Origin of the sequence: Hyphomicrobium nitrativorans NL23, from assembly GCF_000503895.1 — a bacterium.
In the GTDB taxonomy this organism is placed as follows: domain Bacteria; phylum Pseudomonadota; class Alphaproteobacteria; order Rhizobiales; family Hyphomicrobiaceae; genus Hyphomicrobium_C; species Hyphomicrobium_C nitrativorans.
Genome location: NC_022997.1, coordinates 1,281,314 through 1,298,297 on the forward strand (window position 1 = coordinate 1,281,314; position 16,984 = coordinate 1,298,297).

At 61.4% G+C, this 16,984-nt stretch carries 13 protein-coding genes; 9 read left to right on the forward strand and 4 right to left on the reverse strand.

The annotated features are described in order from the left end of the window. Positions 1-35 precede the first annotated feature (35 nt). Positions 36-692 (reverse strand): DUF1826 domain-containing protein, encoded by a 657-nt coding sequence (locus W911_RS05985; RefSeq protein WP_023786626.1) that lies wholly within the window; start codon positions 690-692, stop codon positions 36-38. Positions 693-961: 269 nt separating this feature from the next. On the opposite strand from W911_RS05985, the gene W911_RS05990 reads away from it, so the two are divergent. From W911_RS05990 to W911_RS06015, 6 genes are all read left to right on the forward strand, one after another. After that, positions 962-1,366 carry a Fur family transcriptional regulator gene (locus W911_RS05990; protein ID WP_023786627.1) on the forward strand — a complete coding sequence of 135 codons (405 nt, stop codon included), beginning with the start codon at positions 962-964 and terminating at the stop codon, positions 1,364-1,366. An 83-nt stretch (positions 1,367-1,449) separates the two neighbouring features. Beyond that, on the forward strand, positions 1,450-1,683 hold the full coding sequence (locus tag W911_RS05995; protein WP_023786628.1) for a hypothetical protein: 234 nt from the start codon (positions 1,450-1,452) through the stop codon (positions 1,681-1,683). Between the two features lie 239 nt (positions 1,684-1,922). Then, entirely contained in the window at positions 1,923-4,226 is a 2,304-nt protein-coding gene (locus W911_RS06000; protein WP_023786629.1) for a TonB-dependent receptor family protein, read from the forward strand. A gap of 141 nt (positions 4,227-4,367) precedes the next feature. Beyond that, positions 4,368-8,279, forward strand: coding sequence for a cobaltochelatase subunit CobN (cobN, locus tag W911_RS06005; protein ID WP_023786630.1), 3,912 nt, complete (start codon positions 4,368-4,370; stop codon positions 8,277-8,279). Then, entirely contained in the window at positions 8,276-8,752 is a 477-nt protein-coding gene (locus W911_RS06010) for a MotA/TolQ/ExbB proton channel family protein (RefSeq protein ID WP_023786631.1), read from the forward strand. The genes cobN and W911_RS06010 overlap by 4 nt, the downstream gene beginning before the upstream one ends. After that, a complete protein-coding gene (locus W911_RS06015) occupies positions 8,752-9,078 on the forward strand; it encodes a DUF2149 domain-containing protein (protein WP_023786632.1) in 327 nt (108 codons plus the stop codon). Before W911_RS06010 ends, W911_RS06015 begins: the two co-directional genes overlap by 1 nt. 169 nt (positions 9,079-9,247) lie before the next feature. Here the strand turns inward: W911_RS06015 and W911_RS06020 are convergent, their stop codons facing one another. Next, entirely contained in the window at positions 9,248-10,456 is a 1,209-nt protein-coding gene (locus tag W911_RS06020; RefSeq protein ID WP_023786633.1) for an FAD-dependent oxidoreductase, read from the reverse strand. Between the two features lie 42 nt (positions 10,457-10,498). Further along, positions 10,499-10,675, reverse strand: coding sequence for a hypothetical protein (locus W911_RS18310; RefSeq protein ID WP_158412838.1), 177 nt, complete (start codon positions 10,673-10,675; stop codon positions 10,499-10,501). Positions 10,676-11,002: 327 nt separating this feature from the next. Here W911_RS18310 and W911_RS06030 point away from each other — a divergent pair, with 327 nt between their 5' ends. Genes W911_RS06030 through W911_RS06040 form a run of 3 tightly spaced genes read left to right on the forward strand, consistent with a single transcriptional unit; the run spans position 11,003 to position 15,947 of the window. Then, positions 11,003-12,073, forward strand: a complete 1,071-nt coding sequence (locus W911_RS06030; RefSeq protein WP_023786636.1) for an HlyD family secretion protein — start codon at positions 11,003-11,005, stop codon at positions 12,071-12,073. Between the two features lie 7 nt (positions 12,074-12,080). Further along, positions 12,081-14,831 (forward strand): ribosome-associated ATPase/putative transporter RbbA, encoded by a 2,751-nt coding sequence (gene rbbA, locus W911_RS06035; RefSeq protein ID WP_023786637.1) that lies wholly within the window; start codon positions 12,081-12,083, stop codon positions 14,829-14,831. A 3-nt stretch (positions 14,832-14,834) separates the two neighbouring features. Next, positions 14,835-15,947, forward strand: a complete 1,113-nt coding sequence (locus tag W911_RS06040; RefSeq protein WP_023786638.1) for an ABC transporter permease — start codon at positions 14,835-14,837, stop codon at positions 15,945-15,947. A gap of 170 nt (positions 15,948-16,117) precedes the next feature. Here W911_RS06040 and W911_RS06045 read toward each other — a convergent pair whose 3' ends face one another. Further along, the gene (locus tag W911_RS06045) at positions 16,118-16,810 is read right to left on the reverse strand and encodes a TetR/AcrR family transcriptional regulator (RefSeq protein ID WP_041316359.1); all 693 of its coding nucleotides are present in this window, start codon (positions 16,808-16,810) and stop codon (positions 16,118-16,120) included. Between the last annotated feature and the right edge of the window lie 174 nt (positions 16,811-16,984).

The window sequence follows — 16,984 nt, forward strand, 5'->3', positions numbered from 1 at the left end:
AAGCGGAGCTCTGTCGATCGTGAGCACTAAGAGGTTCATCGCTCGATCTCTGTGAGCTGCAGGGATAAGCGGCCGGGCGTTCCCGGAGAGTTGGCGGGAGAGCGATAGACGAGGGCGCCGGCCCCCGAGCGCATGCCGCGCACGATGCTCACGCCGAACCGCGGCATCTGGAAACGCGGTCCGCTGTAGCGCCGTTGCATCTGAACGGCCTGCACCACATGGGTATGCGGCACCCATTCGGGAGTCGCTCCGACGTAGGTCGTCAGCAAACAGGATCGCGCCAGTGCGACGCGAAAAGGCGTTGGGGCGTCATCGCATGTCGCCTCAAGCGTGACCTCCACATCGTTGGCGCCCGTCACGCGAGAAAAGCGGACGATCAAGCTTTCGATGTCGAGCGCAAGTGCCCCAAGTGCGCAGGCACAGCTTTCCAGATGCTCGGCCGCCTCGCTCAAGGCCGTTGACACATCGATCTCCGCTTCCGCTGCGGAGGTTCTGAACACGACAGTGGGCATGTCGGCGCAGGGAAAACGATCCAGGGAGCAAACGGCGTCCGGCGTCCAGCAGCGCGCCCACACGGCGGCTTCGATCGCGGGGTCGTTCCAACGCCGCAGCACGGACGGCGAACGACTCGTTACCGTTCGCCGCATGCACGAGGCGGAACTGCGCTGTAGCTTTTTGAACAGTTCGCTCATCCTTAGGCTGCTTCACAAACCCACGTGAGATGGGCATCAGGAAGAGCGGTCCGTGCGCTGGGATCGACATGATTGAGCATGGTCGTTTTTTCGACGCTCAAGCAGCGCGAAAGCACGGTGACGGGCAGGCGCGTATCGCTGCACATCGTCGATTTCTTCAAGTGAGCCACGAGTTCCGAAACCATGCATCGATCTCCAAGCATTGACGAATTCGTGACGGATGTTATAACATCCGTCAAGTCCCTTCGTCGCTCTGGAGGACATGCGGGATGGACGGATCCAGAAAGAGGCTTCGTGGAGCTGAGTACGAACAGCTCGTTCTCGCCGTCATGAAACGAGAAGCGCGACCGCTAAGCGCCTATGAAATCACGGCTGCTCTGAAGGGACAGACCCGGCTCGCGCCTCAGACCGTCTATCGGGCGTTGGACAAGCTCATCAAGGCGGGACACGCGCACAAGCTTGAATCGTTGAACGCCTTTACCGCTTTCCAGAACCCCGACGTAGGGCCGGCTGCCGGGTTTGCGATCTGTGACGCATGCGGCTCGGTTGCAGAGTTCGCCGTGCCCACCGTTCAAAGTGCGCTTCGCAAATGGTCCGACACGGAAGGTTTTGCGCTGACAGCGACCACGCTGGAACTGCACGGCCTCTGTTCAGGCTGCAAGACGGCGGGCTGAAAGAGCGTCGGCATTATTATTGCGGATGAGGAGGTGCATGCGCCTCGCCGGGATGCATCCATCATCGGAAAGGACGATCAGGCATGAGCGAAAGACCTCTCAAGACCTATGAAGATTGGCGACATTGTATCGAGGTCGCGTGCGGCATCGAGATAACGCCTGCGTTCCTCAATGCAAGGATTGCCGAGCTTTCCCACGCGGATCATTCGAGGACGCGGCGGTTCGTCGAGGTTTGGGGCGAAGCGCATCGCGCGCGCGTTCTCAATTGGTTCGAGCAAGCCAGAAACGAGCAGGGGCCGGCGCAAGCAGACCGCTAAGTCGACACCGTCGTCACGAGCAATCGATGTCCGGCGATCTCGCTTCTGGAGGAGGACGCGTTGGAAGTGACGATGCGCGCTCCCGCTGTGTGGTTTTGCACGACGCAGACATGCGAGCGGTCCGCCGACATAAGGGATGCCGGCGCGCGCTTTGGGACGGCGAGCCGTCTTGACGAAACCGTTTGCGCGGATAATATCCGCCATGTCGGATATTATAACATCCGAAACGGGGATTGCCGATGAGATTTCGAGCGAGCGTGTACGTCGCTGTGGCGGCGGTGGGGGTTTATGCCGAGGCTGCACCGGCGCAAGTCGCCGACGAGCAGTCCGGACAGGAAACCGTGCTGTTGGAAGGCATTGTGGTGGCGCCCGCAACGCCTCGGCGAGGCGGCGCCGCGACAGGTTCGCCGGACGGCGCGTCTTCCGGTCTCTCCGCTATCGCCGCAGAAGCCGTAAGCGCAAATCCGCCTCCGATGGAGGTGCAGCAGCAGCGCTTTCTTCGCAGGCCCGGGGCGGAAGTCGTGGTGCCTGTTGCCGATAGAGAGCCTGGGCGCCTCGTCAATGCGGGTGACGTTCTCGCGACCGTCCCCGGCGTGTTCGTGACGGAGCGGGGCGCGGGTTCAAGCGCGTTCATCTCTATGCGGGGCAGCGATATCGGATCGGATGGCAGCCGGAACGGCCGCGGGATACGTGCGTATCTCGATGGTTTCCCGGTCGGGCGCACCGAAGCGGGCCTCACCAATCAGCTTCTCGATGTCAACGCTGCCGACTATCTCGAAGTCTATCGGGGCGGAAACAGCCTGCGTTACGGTGCCCTCGCAACAGGCGGTGCGCTCAATTTCGTATCCAAGACCGGGATCACGGCACCCGGCACCGCGGTCACTTTATCCGGCGGCAGCTTCGGCCATATGCGAACCCAACTTGAGCACGGCGGCTCGGACGGGGCTTTCGACTGGTACCTTCAAGGATCGTGGCTGAAGAACGACGGCTATGTGAGGCACACCGAAGAAGAGAACTATCGGTTCAGCGGGAACATCGGTTGGCGCCCGAATGCAAACGTCGAGTCGCGGACGTTCTTTGCAATCGGGCAGACCAACATGAACATGGGCGATTCGATCCCGTTGAGCAGCCTTGAGACTAATCGCCGGGGCATTCCGAGCTGGGGCACCGCCTATAACTCCCACCTCGATTTCGATTACCAGCGGATCGCCAACCGTACGACCATTCGCGACGGTGACACGACGTACGAGCTCGGCGGTTACTTCCTGAACACCACGCTTCATCACCTGCCGGTTCCGATGGCGGGGATCATCGACTACGCGTGGCAAGACTTTGGCGTGTCGGGCCGCGTCGAGCATCAGACGCGCATTGCGGGCTTGCCCACCGAGCTTGTCGCCGGCGTCCGGGTTGGATACACGACCGGCGACTTCGATCGCTTCCGGCACGCGAACCAGGGCCGGGACAAGGGACTGCAGCTCTACGATTGGGACTTCGGATCCTGGCTCGTGGAAAGCTACGCGGAGAGCGCGATCGAAATCTTACCGCGCGTGCGGCTCTTCACTGGTTTGCAGGGCGTGTATACGACGCGCATCCTGGACGATGGGTATGCGGGCGGCGCGGTCGCGCCGACGAACCCGATGGGGCCTCCGCCGCAGTATCACAACCCTCCTCAGCCGGGGCGGGGCGCAGCGCCATTGGAATACGATCGCGATTTCGGAGCTCTCAATCCCAAGGTGGGGATGAATTGGGAGCATGCGCGCCATCATTTCCTGTTCGCCAACGTCACGCGCAGCTACGAGGTGCCGAGCGGGGCTGACTTTGCGAACATGTTCTCGGTCTACGGCGCGGCTGCTCCGGAGCTTGACGCGCAATCGGCGTGGACGTGGGAGATCGGCACGCGCGGCGGCTGGGAGCGCTTCAAGTACGATGTGACGCTCTATCATATGCGGCTCCGCGACGAGATTCTGACGAAGTGCGCCTCGCCTGTCTGCTCGTCGAGCAATACCGTCGCCTTCAATGCGGACAGGACCGTTCACAACGGGATCGAAGTCGGTGTCCAGGCGGTGCCGTTCATCGATGTTCTGGATCGCGGAGACAGTATCTTCACGAACTTCGTCTGGAACTACGCGGACTTCCGTTTCGATGGAGACGCGGTGTTTGGCGACGAGCGCCTGCCGGTCATCCCGGAACACCAAGTGTACGCGGAACTCGGCTACCAGCACGCGTCCGGCTTCTTCACGTCGGTGAACATGCGTTACATGGGCGAGCGGCGGACCACGTTCGATGGCTCCGGGGGTGACGCCTTTGTCGTTCCCGATTACACGCTGCTCGGCGCGAAGATCGGATGGCAATCGCCCGACAAGTCTTGGTCGGCCTTCATCGAGGGCCATAATCTGACGGACGAAGCCTACGTAGCGGATTTCGCCGCGACGCCGACGGTTCTGAGGAGCGGTGGATCGCCGTTCGCGCCGCTCGTCGCTTCGCCTTTCGTGCGGCCAGGTGACGGTCGCGCCGTCTATGGCGGCATCACCACGCGCTTTTGATGGACGACGCGGAGGTGCCGCTCGACACCTCACGCATGATCGTCCGTGGGCCCGGCCGTACCTCCCATCTGGCCGGGCCCGTTTTTTTGTCGGCAGGGTCGGCCTCGGTGCGCGCCCGTTACCTTAGGAAGAGAGATTGGAATGATGCCGGGCGCGCGCGCCATATTGTTTTTGATCGTCGCTGCCGGGTTGATGGCACAGGCGCATCCGGCCCTGGCCGATCCCGGTGTGGGTGCATCCTCTGCGCCCACGCGCCATGTTCGCATCATCACCGATACGTTCGTGCTGTCGGGAAAGCTGGAAAAGCTGAGCGCGATTGCGGCGCAAGCCGATCTTAAGCTCGACCACATCTACGTCGAGAGCGGAATGGGTGAGGCGAAGGAGTGGATCAAGGACATCGATCTCGTGATCCTCGATACACCGCGGCCGATGGATCTGGCCAAGGTGGAGCAGCGTGTCGGGGCGGCGCTGCGCGCGTCGCAGGTTCCCTGGATTCGTATCGGGGGCGGTCCGCCTGCGTTCGGTAATATCCCGGAAGATCGTGCCCGCGCATGGATCGGCTTTTATGCCAGCGGGGGCGAGGAGAATGCCCGAACGCTTTTTGCGGCCATCTCCGCATGGGGTACGGACACCCAGGATACGCACGCCGCTCCTAAGCCCGCTGCTGTTTCGCCGGTCGGTTTTTATCATCCTGCCGCCCCGCATCCGTTTGCGTCGCCGGATGATTACTTGGCGTGGGGAAGGGAGCGCTGGAAGCCGAACGCGCCGCGCGTGGGGATCATCATTCACCGCGGCCTTGTGTCGAGTATGGAAACGCAGGCGATCGACGCGCTCGTGCACGCGAGTGAGGCGCGAGGTCTTTTGCCGTTTGTCTTCTGGTTCGAACCCGCACCCGAGGACGCGCTTGAGCGCGCAGTCGGATCGGCGAAGATCGACGTTCTCGTCATCGCGACCCATCTGCAGAACGGCCCTCGGCGCGCGGAGGAGTTTCTTAAGCTCGGCGTTCCCGTGCTGCAGACCATCAACTATCGCAACGGCGACGGGAATCATTGGGACGCCGCACAAAGCGGCATCCCTCAGCCCTTCGTTGCGCCCTTTCTCGCGCTGCCTGAAACATGGGGGATCAGCGATCCGATGGTCGTCGACGCCGTCGAGAACGGCGCACCGACCCCCATACCCACTCAGGTCGAGGCTCTTGTTGCGAAGATTGCGCGACTGGCGGCCCTGCGCCGCAAACCGGCACATGCGAAGCGCATTGCGCTGATGTTCTGGAATTACCCGCCGGGCGAGAAGAACCTGTCCGCATCGCATCTCAATGTTCCCAAAAGTCTTGAGAAGCTCATCGAGGCGCTCGCGTCGGCAGGCTACGACGTGCCTAAGCACACGGAAGCCGAACTCATTCGCGCCGCTCAACGCATGCTGGAGGGCGTCTATCGTCCGGAAAGTCTTGCGGATCTGCTGGCGAAAGGGCTTGCCGAAAGCGTTCCTGTTGCCAAGTACCGTCGCTGGCTCGACACACTGCCGCCGAGCCGGCGCGCGGAGCTTGCCGAGCGGTGGGGCGACCCCGATCAAGACCCCTTCGTCACGCAGGTGGCGGGAGAGGCGCACTTCGTCATCCCGCGCCTTAAGCTTGGCAAGCTGATCGTCATGCCGCAGCTTCCGCGGAGCGGCCGCCCTGGCGAGAGCTATCACGATCTGCATCAGGCGCCTGGCCACGCCTACTTCGCCGCGTATCTTTTCGTCCGCGAGGTTTTTTCGGCCGACGCTCTGATCCATTTAGGCACGCACGGCACGCAGGAATGGACACCGGGCAAGGATCGCGGGCTGGCGGCGAGCGACTATCCTTTTCTGGCTGTGGGCGATCTGCCGGTGATCTATCCCTACATTCAAGACAACGTCGCAGAGGCCATTCAGGCGAAACGCCGGGGACGTGCCGTGACCGTCAGTCATCAGACGCCGCCGTTTGCTCCTGCCGGCCTTTACGACGAGCTTCGCGATCTCAAGGGTTGGATCGAGGAATATGCGCAGCTCGACGACGGGCCCGTACGCGACCGCACCGGCGCCACGCTGCGGGATGCTGTCGTCTCTGCCAACCTTCATCGCGACATGGACTGGAGCGAAGAACGCATCGAGGCGGACTTCGCGGCCTTTGTGCCGCTGTTGCAAGATCACATCCACGCCTTGTCACGGCACGCGATGCCGCTTGGTCTGCACACGTTCGGCGTTCCTGCGGCGGCCGATCATCGGCTGACGACCGTCATGCAACAGCTCGGTGCGCCGTTTCATCGCCGCGCTGGATCGGACCTCGATACGGTTTTTGCGGGCGACGCCGCGGCGCTTCGCGAAAGTTCGCCCTATCGCCTTTTGCAGCGGTATGTGCGCGATGGCGCCCCTCTTTCTGAGGTGAGCGATCCGGACCTGCGCGCCGATCTCGTGCGTGCCGCCGATCTCGATCGTCATCTGTCCGACACGGACGAGATCCCGGCCCTCATGAGTGCCCTGGAGGGGCGCTTCGTTGCGCCGGGCGCGGGTGGGGACCCGATACGCAATCCCGATGTTCCGAGTGGGCGCAATCTTTTCGGATTCGAGCCGGACAGGGTGCCGACCCGCGCGGCTTACGAAGCGGGCGGCGAGATGCTGACCAAGCTGGTCGAAAGCTACCGGCAAGAGCATGACGGCGCCGCGCCGACGCAGCTTGCATTCAGTCTCTGGGCCACCGAAAGCATGCGCCATCTTGGCGTACTCGAAGCGCAAGTCCTGCACGCGCTGGGGCTGAGGCCGGTGTGGAACGAAGCCGGACGCGTGGTCGCGCTCGACATCATCCCCGCAGCGGAGCTTGGGCGACCACGCATCGACAGCGTGCTACAGGTCACGAGCGTCTATCGCGATCAGTTCGACGGGTTCATGCGCCTCCTGGCCGAAGCGATCGATAAGCTTGCTGCGACGGAGGCGGCGGGCAATCCAATTGCAGCGCGCAGCGAGACGGTTGCCCATAAACTTGTTGCGTTAGGATATGCGCCCGGCGAGGCTCGGAGGCTGGCGGCGCTGCGGATCTTCAGCAACGCACCCGGCGACTACGGCACCGACCTTCCGGACGCCACGTTGCGCTCTACGGATTGGGAGAGCAGCGCTCCCCTCGCGGACTCCTTCCTTTCGCGACTCAAATATGCCTATGGCGCGAAGGACTGGGGCCTCGATGTCGGTGACATCAATCTCTTTGCCGAGCAGCTCAAGGGCACCGAGGCCGCGGTGCTTTCCCGCTCGTCGCAGCTCAATGGTCTGCTCTCGACCGACCATCCCTTCGAATACCTCGGCGGTCTTGCGCTCGCCATTCGCCATCTCGACGGGCGCGACCCATCCCTCTACATCGCAGATCTTCGTGAGACGACGTCCCGTGTCGCGTCGGCCGCCCGCCATCTCGCAGACGAGGTCCGCACGCGCGCGCTCAATCCCTACTGGATTTCCGCCATGCAGCAGGAGGGCTATGCCGGCACGCTTGAGCTTCTCAATGCCACCAACAATCTTTGGGGGTGGCAGGTCACGGCGCCATCGACCGTCCGCGCCGATCAATGGCAGCTGCTGCACGATACCTTCGTGAACGACATCCGCGAGCTTGGCCTCAGGGACTGGTTCGAGGAGCACAATCCCACGGCACAGGGCCAGATCATCGAACGCCTGATCGAAGCCATTCGTAAAGGCTACTGGGACGCGAGTGAAGCCACGCGCAAGGAGCTTGTCGAGCGCTGGGACGCGCTCAGCGAGCAGCACGATGTAAGCGTCGGAGAGGCGGCGACCAGATCCTATGTCTCAGCACTCGCCGTACAATACGGGATAGACAAATCTGAAACGGTCGATCCACAGCGGGCGTCTTCCGAGCAAGCAGGCGAGCAGGTCAGCGGACCTCTTCTGCAAGAAGCCGCAGCCGCTCGGGATGCGGACGCTCCTCTCTCGCTGTGGATCGGGCTCGTTGCCGTTCTGTTGTGCATTCTGGCCGGTGTGCTCGCGCAAATCATTTCCAACCGTCGTCAGACGTTATCGGGAGCAGCAGAATGACGGGTCTGGAGCAGTGGCTTTACGAGCTTGCGCGGTTGTTTCTGATGCCCGTGCTGTGTCTCATCCTGGCGGGGCTCGCTTACGCTTTTGTGGCTCTCGGCAGGTTCCTCGCTGAGGCATGGCAGCGGTGGCGTGGCAGCTACCGCTCGCGCCTCGCTGCTTTTCAGGCCGCAAACGGCGCGACGAGCGACGATCTTGAGATCTGGATCCTGCACGATCTCGAATGGTTGAGGATCGTATCGCGCAGCGCCCCGATGCTGGGTCTCATCGCGACCATGATCCCCATGGGTCCTGCGCTGTTGGCGTTGACCAGCAACAATGCGAAGGGCGTCGGGGAAAACCTCGTCGTCGCATTCTCCGCCGTCATCCTCGCGCTCCTGAGCGCGGCCATCGCGTTCACGATCCTGACGATCCGGCGCCGCTGGTTGCTTCAGGATCTCCGCGCGATCGAACGCGGACCGGAGGCGCGGTGATGCGCAGGCGTTTTCTCGATCAAAGCGACGGCGACGATCCGCTGCTCTCCGTCGTCAACCTCATCGACGTCTTCCTTGTGGTCATTGCGATCCTGATGATCGTCATCGTGCAGAACCCGCTCAATCCCTTTGCGAACAAGAATGTCGTGGTGGTCGAGAACCCGGGTGAGGACGACATGCGTATCACGATCAAGGACGGTGAGGATCTGACGCAATACGAAACGTCAGGGGAGATCGGCGAGGGGCAGGGTGTTCGTGCCGGAATAACATACAGACTTCCGGATGGGCGTCTCATCTACGTTCCGGAGGGAGACGCGGGGCCGTGAGGACGGCACAGGCGACGATGCGCAGATCGGGCTAGAGCCGTTCTGACTTAGACGGAACCGCGTGCTGCGCCCCCTCACCCTGTCCCTCTCCCCGTCCATGCGAAGCATGGCTCCGTCATGACGCGCCGGGTGAGGGGGAGGCATCGTTTCCATCATAAACGTAAAGCTTCTAGCGTTTCACGTGCTCCGGCCGGAAGCCGAGACCGATCAGCCGCCCGGTTACGTGCGGCAGGATCCTGGAGCGGCCAATCATGCGAAGGAAGGCGGGTGGCCCGCTTTTCTTGGTTTCGTCGCCCGTTTTGCGCTTGCTGCGCATCATGAGCTGAACCTTCTGGGTCGCCTTCGTCGGAAACTCGCGGCGCTTTTGGACGGCCTGCAAGTGTGCGTCCGTCAGCGTGCCGCGAAGTAGGGGTGCTGCGAGAATGTTGGCGGCTGCCACCGCATCCTGGATCGCGAGATTGACGCCGACACCTCCCACCGGGGACATGGCATGTGCGGCGTCTCCGATGCACAGGACGCCGGGCGCCCACCATGTCTTCAGGCGGTCCATGCGGACGCTCAGAAGATGGACCTGATCCCAATCTTCGATTTCGTCGAAACGCTTGCTGGGCAACGGCGCCACGGCGGCGAGCTTGGCGCGGAGTGCCGGTAATCCGGCGGCTTTCGTTTCAGAAAAACCACCCTTGCGGATGACATATCCGCATTGCCAAAAATCGCCGCGATCAATCAGGATCAGGCCTTGGTTCGGTCCGCCGTGACTCATGCCTTGGACGGTGTCGTCGGGGGGGCGAGAGAGCCTCATCCACAACACATCGACAGAGGCTCCGAGGTCTTCGACCTCAAGTCCAACGTCGCGCCGAACGCGCGAGTCCCGGCCGTCGGCACCAACGACCAGGTCTGCTTCGAGGATGTCCTCCCGACCCACGCTGTCCACGACCCGCGCGCCGGCAACGCGCTCGCCCTGGCGCACGAGACCTGCAAACGTCGCTCCCATGCGCAACTCGAAACACGGCAAGGCATTTGCCTTTTCGGCAAGGAAATTCAGAAAGTCCCATTGAGGCATGAACGCGATGAACTTGCACCGGGTCGGAAGTCGCGAAAAGTCAGCGATGGTGGTCTGTGTGCCGTTGATCTCGGCATGGAGCTGTGGGGCCTGCTGATGGGGAAGCGCCAGGAACTCGTCGAGAAGTCCCAGTTCGTGAAAGGCTTCGAGCGTGGAGGGATGAATGGTATCGCCGCGAAAATCCCGCAGAAAATCCGTGTGCTTTTCGATCACCGTCGTTGGCACGCCTGCACGCGCCAGGAGAAAGCCCAGCATCATGCCTGCAGGGCCCGCACCGACGATGCAGCATGATTGGGGTGTGGAACTCTGGGTCATAAGGAGGTGCCCTTCTCGTCGCGTCCAACTGTAGGCGTCCGATTATCGCGTGAATACGCTCAAAACTCTGCCACGCCAATTGTGCCCCATCCGTAGGGTGTGCAGCAACTCACGGGTGCCGCTCAGACGCCCATCGACGGCACCGTTCCGCTTACTCTTTTGCAGATATCGCATCGGCGCGATCTGGATCTTGTCGCCGCTCGCTTCGATGTCGCTCATCTGCATTCGGTATTTTTCGTTCCGAAATGAGGGGACATGGGACGGGCGAAATTTCCGGTCCCCAGAGCAACTCCGTGCTGCCTTGTACGCCGAGTGCGCCCGTACGCTCGATCAGCACCACTACGGTGCGGCAGATTGCGCCTTCATCATTGTGCCGCTCGTGCGTGGCTTCTTTATCGATATCATCAACGCGTGCATCATCTCAGGTTTCATCTCCGTAGGGTCATGAGCCGGCAGGCCAGAGAAAGTTACCGCCTTTGAGCAAAGACAAGGATCGGGAAGGGTGACGATGACTTTATCGCTACGCTGTGCACAAAAGGACCGGAAATGAAGTTTGAACACCGAGATCGGCTGATTGCGTTGGCCGTCGTGGCCGCGGTGGCAATCGGCTACGTTGTCTGGCAGAAGGCCACGGATACGGGCCTGCCTGAGGGCTTTGCCAGCGGAAACGGCCGGCTTGAGGCTGTCGAAATCGACATTGCGGCCAAGACGGCGGGGCGACTGAAAGACGTGCTCGTGCGCGAAGGGGACTTCGTCCGCGCCGGTCAGCCGCTGGCGCATATGGACATCGCCCAGTTCGTCGCGCGAAGGCGCGAAGCCGAAGCTCAGCTGCGCCGCGCAAAGATCGCAATCGATACGGCTGGCAGCCTGGTGGCGCAACGGCAAGCCGAGCGTTCGTCTGCCGAGGCTGTCATCGAGCAACGCCAGGCGGAACTCGACGCAGCCGAGAGCAAGCTTGCACGCTCCGAGCATCTCGTCCGCAACAACAACGTCTCTCAGCAGGTGCTGGATGACGACCGAGCCTCCCAACGACGCGCGAAAGCGGCGCTCGCCGCGTCGCGGGCTGCGCTTGCTGCGTCCGACGCCGCAATCGGAGCGGCCAAGGCGCAGGTCATCGACGCGGAAGCTGCCGTCGAAGCGGCGAAGGCGGCTATAGAAAGCCTGGATGCGGACATCGAAGACAGCACGCTGACCTCGCCGCGCGACGGGCGCGTCCAATTCCGTGTCGCCCAGGCCGGGGAAGTGCTTTCGAGCGGTGGCCGCGTCCTCAACATGATCGACGTGTCGGACGTTTACATGACCTTCTTCCTGCCCACGCAGGAAGCTGGGCGCGTTCCGCTCGGAGCGGACGTACGTCTCGTTCTGGATGCGGCGCCGCATCTCGTGATCCCGGCTTCGGTGTCGTTCGTGTCGGATGTGGCGCAGTTCACGCCCAAAGCTGTGGAGACGGAGGATGAGCGCCTCAAGCTGATGTTCCGGGTGCGTGCTCACATCCCCCAAGATCTGCTGCTCAAATATCTCACGCAGGTGAAGACCGGCCTTCCAGGCATGGCTTACGTCCGGTTGGACCAGAACGTTGCCTGGCCCCCTCATCTTGCATCAAACGTCGTGCAGTAACGTCACGATGACAGGTGAACGCTCAGCTCCCGTCGTCCATTTCGAGAACCTCCGTCTCACCTATGGGATGGTGAAGGCCATCGACGATCTTTCGCTCGACATTCCGTCGGGCCGAATGGTCGGACTGATCGGACCCGACGGCGTGGGAAAATCCAGCCTGCTCTCACTCATCGCGGGTGCGCGCAAGATGCAGGAGGGGCGGCTGAGCGTCCTTGGTGGGGACATGCGCGAAGCGCGGCACCGCGGCGATGTCTGTCCCCGCATCGCCTACATGCCGCAAGGACTTGGAAAAAACCTTTACCACACGCTCTCGATCTTCGAGAACGTCGACTTTTTTGGGCGCCTCTTCGGACAAGACCGTGCCGAGCGCGAAGCGCGCATCGCCGTTCTCCTGGACAGCACCGGCCTTACACCGTTTCGCGACCGCCCGGCGGGAAAGCTGTCTGGCGGCATGAAGCAGAAACTCGGCCTCTGCTGCGCGCTGATCCACGATCCCGATCTTCTCATTCTCGACGAGCCGACGACCGGCGTCGACCCGCTTTCGCGACGCCAGTTCTGGGAGCTGATCGACCGCATCCGCGCCAGCAGGCCGGGCATGAGCGTCATCGTGGCGACGGCTTACATGGAGGAAGCTGCGCGCTACGATTGGCTCGTCGCGATGAACGCGGGCAAGATCCTGGCGACGGGGACGCCTGCCGAGCTGCTCGCGCAAACGGGAACGGACAATCTCGACGATGCCTTCATCGCCATGCTGCCGGAAGAGGAGCGCAAGGATCACCGCAAGGTCGAGATTCCGCCGCCTCCTGCCGAAAACGGCGAGGATTACGCGATCGAAGCGCAAAACCTCACCATGCGCTTCGGCGATTTCACAGCCGTCGACAACGTGACTTTCTCTATTCCGCGTGGCGAGATTTTCGGCTTCCTGGGCTCGAACGGCTGCGGCAAGACGACGACGATGAAGATGTTGACTGGCCTTCTTCCCGCGAGCGAGGGTTCGGCGAAGCTCTTCGGTCATGAGGTCGATCCCCGAGACATGGCCGTGCGCAAACGCGTGGGCTACATGAGCCAGGCTTTCTCGCTCTACAGCGAGCTTACCGTCTCGCAGAACCTCTATCTGCACGCACGCCTTTTCAATATGCCGGAAGATGCGATCCTGGACCGGGTTGCGGATATGGCCCGCCGCTTCGATCTTTCCGGCGTCATGGACACTTTGCCCACCTCCCTGCCGCTTGGCGTTCGCCAGCGCTTGTCCCTTGCCGTTGCAATGATCCACGGGCCGGACATTCTCATTCTCGACGAGCCGACGTCCGGCGTCGATCCCATAGCACGCGACGAATTCTGGCATATCCTGGCCGAGCTCTCGCGTAAGGACGGCGTCACGATTTTCGTCTCCACCCATTTCATGAACGAGGCGGAACTCTGCGACCGCATTTCGCTCATGCATGCCGGAAAGGTGCTCGTGAGCGACACGCCGCGCTCTCTGATAGAGGCCCGGGGTGCGGCAAATCTGGAAGAAGCGTTCGTGGCGTTTCTGGAAGACGCGATCGGGCCGCAGCCCGAGCAGCGCACAGAACCCATGCCGCATTCCGATGTGCGAGGCGCGCATGCCGCGAGCGCCGCGTCTCGCCGGTTGTTCAACCCGCGGCGGATGTTCAGCTATGCGCAGCGCGAGACTGTGGAACTCAAGCGCGATCCTATCCGCGCGACGATGGCGATGCTGGGGACACTTATTCTGCTGTTCGTTATTGGTTTCGGCATCAGCATGGATGTCGAGGATCTGACGTTCGCCGTTCTCGACCGTGACGACAGCAGCGTTAGCCGGGACTATGTGCTCGAAATTTCCGGGTCCCGCTATTTCGTCGAGCAGCCGCCGCTGCGAGACTATCAGGACATGGACAGGCGCATGCGCAGCGGCGCGCTGAATGTGGCGCTGGAAATTCCACCCGGTTTCGGGCGGGACGTGATGCGCGGAAAGGGGGTTCAGATCGGCGGCTGGATCGACGGTTCCAATCCCCAACGCGCCGAGACCGTGAGCGGATACGTGCAGGGAATGCACGCCGCGTGGGTGTCTGCACGGGCGCGGGAAGCGCTCGGCCGTGGCGCCACGCTCGGCGATTTCGGTCTCGAAATCCGCTATCGCTACAACCCGGACGTAAAAAGCCTCGTCGCCATGGTGCCTGCGGTTATTCCGCTGCTTCTGATGCTGATCCCGGCGATGCTCGCGGCACTTTGCGTCGTGCGCGAGAAAGAGCTGGGCTCTATCACGAACCTCTACGTGACACCTGTGACCAAGCTCGAATTCCTGCTCGGCAAGCAATTGCCTTACATAGCGCTCGCTATGCTGAATTTCTTTATCCTCGCCGCGTTCGCCGTCTTCGCGTTCGGGGTGCCGTTCACGGGGAGCTTCCTGGTGTTCACCCTCGCGGCATTTTTTTATGTCTCGGCGGCAACGGCGCTTGGGCTTGTGATTTCGGCGTTCATGAAAAGCCAGCTTGCCGCGATTTTTGCGACATCTCTTCTGACGCTCCTCCCCGCCGTGCAGTTCTCGGGTCTCGTCGATCCGGTGTCGTCGCTTGAAGGGGCTGGCGCCATCATTGCCAAGCTCTACCCTACCACTTACTTCATGACCATCTCGCGCGGCGTGTTCTCGAAGGGGCTCGGCTTTGCGGAACTTACGAGTTCGCTCGTTCCTCTCGCGCTGACCGTTCCGGTTTTAATCGCGATCGGCACGCTTCTCCTCAAGAAGCAGGAGAGCTGAGCGGTGTCGTGGGCGAATATCTATCAACTTGGCATCAAGGAGCTGCGAGGTCTTCTTCGCGACCCGGTGATGCTTGTCTTGATCGTCTTTTCGTTCACGGTTTCAGTCTATACGTCCGCAACCTCTATCCCCGAAACGCTCAATCGCGCCACGATCGCCATCGTCGACGAGGATCAGTCGCCGCTGTCGGGACGGATCGCGAATTCGTTCTATCCGCCGTATTTCATCACGCCGTCGATGATCGACGTGGCCGAAATGGATCGGCGCATGGATAACGGCCTCGACACATTCGCGCTCAATATTCCTCCCAATTTCCAGCGCGACCTTCTGGCCGCGAAAGCTCCCGTGATCCAGCTCAACGTCGATGCAACGCGCATGTCGCAGGCGTTCACGGGGGGCGGCTATGTTCAGAGCATCGTCTCGGGAGAGATCCGCGAGTTTTTGCAGCGTTACAGGGGTGAGGTCGCGCTTCCGGTGGAGCTTAGCCTCCGGTCACGATTCAACCCCGAGCTCAACAAAGGCTGGTTTGGATCGATTACCAGCATCATCAACAGCATTACCATGCTCTCGATCATCCTGGCAGGTGCGGCCCTCATTCGCGAGCGCGAGCATGGAACGATCGAGCATCTGCTCGTCATGCCGGTCACGCCGCTGGAAATCATGATCAGCAAGGTGTGGTCAATGGGGTTCGTTGTGCTCTTGTCCTCGACCTTTTCCCTGCTCGTCATCGCGCAGGGGCTTTTGCACGTGCCGCTTCAAGGCTCGGTGCTTCTTTTCTTCTTCGGTACAGCACTTCTGCTGTTTGCCACGACGTCTCTCGGTATTTTTCTGGCTACCGTCGCAGGATCGATGCCGCAGTTCGGCTTGCTTTTGATGCTTGTCCTCTTGCCGCTGCAAGTTCTCTCCGGAGCGTCGACCCCGCGCGAAAGCATGCCCGACATCGTGCAGAACATCATGTTCTTCGCGCCGAATACCCATTTCGTCATGCTGTCGCAAGCCGTTCTGTTCCGTGGAGCGGGGGTGGATGTTGTCTGGCCTCAGCTCCTGATGCTGTTTCTGATCGGAGCTGCATTGTTTGCCTACTCGCTGACGCGCTTCCGGGCGTTCCTTAAATAGCGAGCGTGGGCATGTGTCGCCGCTTCAAACAACGGGCAGCCGACGCCGTGGCGCAGACAACGTCCGGCAGGATCCGGACGCGGGGAAAAATTGCACTGATAGACGAAACGCGCCCATGCCGGGACGAGCAGCGTCGGATCGATCCGCCAAGACGGCACCTTGCCGGTGCGTTATGCGGATTTTCTGTTGGCCAGATCCGAACGGGCCACCCTTGCGGATTTTCGGTGAGCGGCTTCGTATCCGAGATGTTGCCATAGCGTGCGCTTGAATTCCTCGACGGTTTTGAGCATGTCAAAATCCTTGAGGATGAGAGAGCGTGCGAGGACGCCGTCGAGAAAGGCCGAGATCATCGTGGCCGTGGTGGCCGGCTCCACGTCGCGGAAAATGCCTGTCCGGATGCCGTCGCGGATGAACTTCCGCAGGATCTCGTTCTCGTGATTGTAGAAGCGCTTGATCGAGCCGCGCGCCTCGGCAAACTCGGGCCCGCTGCAATCCAGGCTAATCTTGATCACGTTGCGCAGGCGCTTGTGGAGCGTCACGTGGACGTTGAACCACTCATTGATCGCCGAGACGGCATTGTCGTGTTTCTCGTTATCGCAATGTTCGGCGAAGTGCCGGAAGGCCTCGTTGATCGTACTGTTGATGGCGGCGTTGAAGAGTGCGAGCTTGTCTTTGTAGTGGTAGTAGATCATGGCGCTGTTGACGTTAGCGGCGTGGCCAATGTCCTTGATGGTCACGGACGAGAAGTGCCGCTCCGCGAATAGATCAAGCGCAATACGTGCAAGATCTTCTGCTCCCGGACCTGCAGTACTTGCGCGTCTCCGCCCTAGTTTTGGCTCGGTTTCTTTCTTCTTGCCCGCCATCGATACCTAGCTCAGCATTAAATTGACAGATTAATTAGTGTCCGCATCCGGAGAGATGCGTATGGATCGGCGCGAAAAGCTCACGCACCGTTTCGTGTTTATGAGCGAAGTCGCTAGATCGAGCGGCGCTGCCCGATAAGTCAGAGGCCGACGTTGTCCTCCTTTCGTCAACGT

Bases quoted from the DNA above. Each gene is read 5' to 3' on its own strand.
- W911_RS06015 (WP_023786632.1), top strand. From the start codon at position 8,752: ATGCGCAGGCGTTTTCTCGATCAAAGCGACGGCGACGATCCGCTGCTC.
- W911_RS18310 (WP_158412838.1), bottom strand. From the start codon at position 10,675: ATGAGCGACATCGAAGCGAGCGGCGACAAGATCCAGATCGCGCCGATG.
- W911_RS05990 (WP_023786627.1), top strand. From the start codon at position 962: ATGGACGGATCCAGAAAGAGGCTTCGTGGAGCTGAGTACGAACAGCTC.
- W911_RS06020 (WP_023786633.1), bottom strand. From the start codon at position 10,456: ATGACCCAGAGTTCCACACCCCAATCATGCTGCATCGTCGGTGCGGGC.
- W911_RS06045 (WP_041316359.1), bottom strand. From the start codon at position 16,810: ATGGCGGGCAAGAAGAAAGAAACCGAGCCAAAACTAGGGCGGAGACGC.
- W911_RS05985 (WP_023786626.1), bottom strand. From the start codon at position 692: ATGAGCGAACTGTTCAAAAAGCTACAGCGCAGTTCCGCCTCGTGCATG.
- cobN (WP_023786630.1), top strand. From the start codon at position 4,368: ATGATGCCGGGCGCGCGCGCCATATTGTTTTTGATCGTCGCTGCCGGG.
- W911_RS06030 (WP_023786636.1), top strand. From the start codon at position 11,003: ATGAAGTTTGAACACCGAGATCGGCTGATTGCGTTGGCCGTCGTGGCC.
- W911_RS05995 (WP_023786628.1), top strand. From the start codon at position 1,450: ATGAGCGAAAGACCTCTCAAGACCTATGAAGATTGGCGACATTGTATC.
- W911_RS06000 (WP_023786629.1), top strand. From the start codon at position 1,923: ATGAGATTTCGAGCGAGCGTGTACGTCGCTGTGGCGGCGGTGGGGGTT.
- rbbA (WP_023786637.1), top strand. From the start codon at position 12,081: ATGACAGGTGAACGCTCAGCTCCCGTCGTCCATTTCGAGAACCTCCGT.
- W911_RS06010 (WP_023786631.1), top strand. From the start codon at position 8,276: ATGACGGGTCTGGAGCAGTGGCTTTACGAGCTTGCGCGGTTGTTTCTG.